At 60.0% G+C, this 1,649-nt stretch carries 1 protein-coding gene; it reads right to left on the bottom strand.

What is annotated here, in order from left to right:
• A partial coding sequence (locus DYI24_RS26185; RefSeq protein WP_164574382.1) for a methyl-accepting chemotaxis protein occupies positions 1-1,229 on the bottom strand: 1,229 nt, incomplete at its 3' end.
• Between the last annotated feature and the right edge of the window lie 420 nt (positions 1,230-1,649).

Genomic DNA, 1,649 nt, shown 5'->3' with positions numbered 1-1,649 from the left:
GGCGGGGGCGGGTCGGGGATGCGACGGTAGGCCGGACTGTTCTTCAACGCTGGATCTTTCAAGCCTTCGTACCACTTGCCGAACCGGCAATCGTGATGATCCGGCAGGTCGCTGGCCTTCACCTCACCGCGTCGATTCAACGTGTCGATCACGCGCTTCTTGAAACTGGCATGATCGGATCTGGCGAGTTGTACCTGCGTACGGTCGTCCACTTCCTGGGCGCGCGACCGAAGGCGTGGTTGAACCACTTCGCCAACCCTATCCATGGTCACGGCAAGGCGTTCGATGGCCGACAGAGCATGGTTTGACATATTTGCCGTGGCGGTAATGGCTTGATCGACTTCTGTCGTCGCAGCCATCTGCTGCTGAACGACCGCTGCCACGGTCGCCATATTGTGCGAGACACGATTGACGGCCTCATTGATGCTCTTGATCATCGTCCCGGCGCCTTGGACGGACGCGGACCCCGACTCGACGGTCTCGCCGCTTTCCCGCATGGCAGACACGATGTCCTTCATTCCGGACTGAAGCCCCAAGATCCGTTGCCGAATGTCTTCGGTCGCCTGCGCGGTCTGCGTCGAAAGAGCTTTGACCTCACCTGCAACGACCGAGAAGCCTCGGCCCGCTTCCCCGGCTCGGGCGGCCTCGATCGTGGCATTGAGGGCGAGGAGGTTAGTCTGCCGGGCGATGGCGTCGATGGCCTTGACGATACCTGCGATGTCCTCGATCGAGCCATTCAATGCGTCGACCTTGTGGCTGAGACCTCCTACCGCATCGGCCGACCGACCAATCGAATCCACGGCCTGATCAGCCGCCACAACGCTCTCGTTCACGCGGTTGTGGACGTCGATGGCCTCATTCGCGACTTCCCCCGTCGCGCGTCCGATCTCTGCGATCGATGACGAGAGTTCACTGACCGCCCCGGCGACCGCCTGCGTGCGACAACCAAGGTCCTGCATATCGGCATTCATCCGGGCGATGGCGAGCAGCGGCGTGGTCTGCGCGACCCAGATATCCGCCAGCACAGAGAGCGAGGCAAAATGGTTGTCGTCGAGCATGGTGACGATCGGGAGAAGAGTCTTGGCGACCTCGTCCTCAGCCGCCTCTATCGGAGCGTGATCTCCATTGACGAGAAACCGGACAAGCTCCTGCAGGCGGGGCAGGACGTCGTCCTGCGGCTCGTTCTCGATTTCGGGCTGCGGTTTCTTGTTACGCCAATGATTGAACATGATGAGTCGTCTTCTGTGAGAGGCCGTGAGCGCGATCAGGTTCGGATGACCAAGAAGGGACGAGGCCGTTGTGAGTGTTATGCCTCGATATAACCGGAGTGCTTTCGGGAACTTAATGATCCTGCCCCGGTGAAGGCGCCCTCGTTGCACAGCGTCTCAGGACTTAGCGCTGCGTCCAAATCGGACGTGACGCATCAATTGACACCACAAGTATCAACTTTCGGATAGTGAGCCTGAAACGGCTGGCGACCGCCTATCCAAGGTCTGCCTTCCATAGCTTTATGACCACACAACTCCGTCAGTATGGCCTCCCCAGCCATCGATTCGCGAAGGCTCTGATGGAGCTACGACGCCTGCCGAATTCGCCTCGTGGTCGCGGTGACGCCAGCAAATGCCCCAGCCGGAAAAAGCTCGCTGCAA

Origin of the sequence: Rhodopseudomonas sp. BR0C11, from assembly GCF_010820945.1 — a bacterium.
GTDB lineage: Bacteria > Pseudomonadota > Alphaproteobacteria > Rhizobiales > Xanthobacteraceae > Rhodopseudomonas > Rhodopseudomonas palustris_H.
This window is presented reverse-complemented; position numbering and strand designations above follow the sequence as displayed.